This is a genomic window from Novosphingobium sp. B-7, from assembly GCF_000410615.1.
Classification (GTDB): Bacteria; Pseudomonadota; Alphaproteobacteria; order Sphingomonadales; family Sphingomonadaceae; genus Novosphingobium; species Novosphingobium capsulatum.
Map to the genome: position 1 here is coordinate 1 of NZ_KE148493.1, position 2226 is coordinate 2226.

Genomic DNA, 2226 nt, shown 5'->3' on the forward strand with positions numbered 1-2226 from the left:
GAGCCCGGCGCCGATGGGCGCTGCCCCGCCGCCGGCCGGCACTGCCGGTGCCCAGCCGGGCGCTGCCGGGCAATCGTGGCATGAAGACGATCTGATCGGCGCGGCCGAGGGCGTGTTCGGCAAGGGCGCCAAAGGCCTGGCCATGATGATCCGCGACATCCTGAAAAAGCAGGGTGAGCCGGTGGGCTATATCACCGGGCGTGAAGCCGGTGGCGCACTGGTGGTCGGGCTGCGTTATGGCTCGGGCACGCTGCACCACAAGGTGGAGGGCGACATGCCGGTCTATTGGACCGGGCCTTCGGTGGGATTCGATGCCGGGGCCAATGCCGGCAATACCTTTGTGCTGGTCTACAATCTCTATGACACGGCCGACATGTACCATCGCTTTGGCGCGGGCGAGGGGCAGGCCTACCTGATCGGCGGCTTCAATGTCAGCTATCTGCGCCGCGGTGATGTGGTGCTGATCCCGGTGCGCATGGGCGCGGGCCTGCGCCTGGGCATCAACGCGGGCTACATGAAGTTCAGCCGCAAGCAGACGTGGATGCCGTTCTAAGGGGGATGCCATTCTGATCGTCTGACGCCTTGGCGCGGCGGGGTGCAAACCCTCTTGCGCCGGGGCGCTGGCGGCGGCATGGGGGCGGCGTTCCTTTCAGTCAGCCGTGAAAGAAAATCCCCATGCTCGAAAACCTGGCTCCGCAACCGGCCGATGCCTTGCTGGCGCTGATCAAGCTGCACAATGCCGATCCGCGCGATACCAAGATCGACCTTGGCGTGGGCGTCTATCGCACCGCCGATGGCGCAACCCCGGTGTTCAAGGCGATCAAGGCCGCCGAAGCCAAGCTGCTCAACGAGCAGGACTCCAAGGCCTATCTTGGCCCTGAAGGCGACATGGGCTTTGTCAACGCGCTGGTCCCCTATGTGTTTGGCGCCGATTTCGATGCCGCCAAGGTAGACGGCATGCAGGCGCCAGGCGGCACCGGCGCGGTGCGGCTGGCGATCGAAGTGGCCAAGCGCGCGGGCGTGAAGCGCGTGTGGATGGGTACCCCTTCGTGGCCCAACCATGCCCAGATCGTGGCCGCCGCCGGGCTCGAACTCAAGACCTTCAAGCACACCGCCGCCGATGGCACCGCCGATCTGGCCGCGCTCAAGGCCGCGCTGGAAGAGGCCGAAGCGAGCGATCTGGTGCTGCTGCACGGCTGCTGCCACAACCCCACCGGCGTGGATTACACCCCGGCGCAGTGGGACGAAATCGCTCCGCTGCTGGCGGCTAAGGGTGTGCTGCCGCTGATCGACCTGGCCTATCAGGGCCTGGGCGAGGGAATGGAAGCCGATGCCTATGGCCTGCGCAAGGTGCTTGCCGCCGTGCCCGAGGCGCTGGTCGCCTATTCGTGCGACAAGAACTTTGGCCTCTATCGTGATCGCGTTGGCGCCTTCTATGCCGTGACGGCAGACAAGGACGCCCTGGCCAAGGCCATGTCGAATGGTGCCACCATTGCCCGCGCATCGTGGTCGATGCCGCCCGATCATGGTGCGGCTGCCGTGCGCCTGGTCCTGTCGGACACCGAACTGACCAAGATGTGGCTGGCAGAGCTGGACGAAATGCGCGACCGCATGCGCTGGGTGCGTGACCAGCTGGCCGCCGCCGGCCAGGTTGGCCCGATCGCCATGGACGTGCTGGGCACCCAGAACGGCCTGTTCTCGATGCTGCCGCTGTCGAGCGAGCAAATCCTGACGATCCGCGAGCGCCATGGTGTCTATATGGCCGGTACTGGCCGTATCAACATCGCCGGCCTTACGACGGGCAACATCGCCCAGTTCATCGAAGCCCTGCGCGACGTCGCAACGGCCTGATGCAACCGATGGCGGGCCGGGATGCTGCAACACACCTGTGGCAGCGCCTCGGCCTGCGCATTCCCCTGATCCAGGCGCCGATGGCGGGTGTATCCACGCCGGCCCTGGCGGCGGCGGTGTCAGATGCCGGGGGCCTGGGCTCGATCGCGGTCGGCGCCACAGATGCGCCCGGCGCACGCGCCATGATCGCCGCCCTGCGTGCCGCCAGTGGCGCTGCATTCAACGTCAATGTTTTCGTCCATGCCACGCCGCGCGTCGACACCGTGCGCGAGGCAGCCTGGTGCGCGGCGCTGGCGCCGCAATTCGCCGCGTTCGGGGCGCAGCCGCCCGAAGAACTGGCCACCATCTATCGCAGCTTTGCCGACGATGCGGCCA

Annotated in this window: 3 protein-coding genes; all 3 read left to right on the forward strand. The window is 66.7% G+C overall.

Going from position 1 to position 2226, the window contains the following annotated elements:
* The coding region (locus H926_RS0121870) for a DUF1134 domain-containing protein (RefSeq protein WP_022678154.1) at positions 1 to 553 on the forward strand (553 nt) is incomplete at its 5' end.
* 122 nt (positions 554 to 675) lie between these two features.
* On the forward strand, positions 676 to 1851 hold the full coding sequence (locus H926_RS0121875; protein ID WP_022678155.1) for an amino acid aminotransferase: 1176 nt from the start codon (positions 676 to 678) through the stop codon (positions 1849 to 1851).
* A gap of 8 nt (positions 1852 to 1859) precedes the next feature.
* Positions 1860 to 2226 (forward strand): nitronate monooxygenase (locus H926_RS29780; protein WP_192816577.1); only part of this gene is annotated, 367 nt, incomplete at its 3' end.

Excerpts from the sequence above, each read along its gene's own strand:
- H926_RS0121875 (WP_022678155.1), top strand. The coding sequence starts at position 676 with ATGCTCGAAAACCTGGCTCCGCAACCGGCCGATGCCTTGCTGGCGCTG.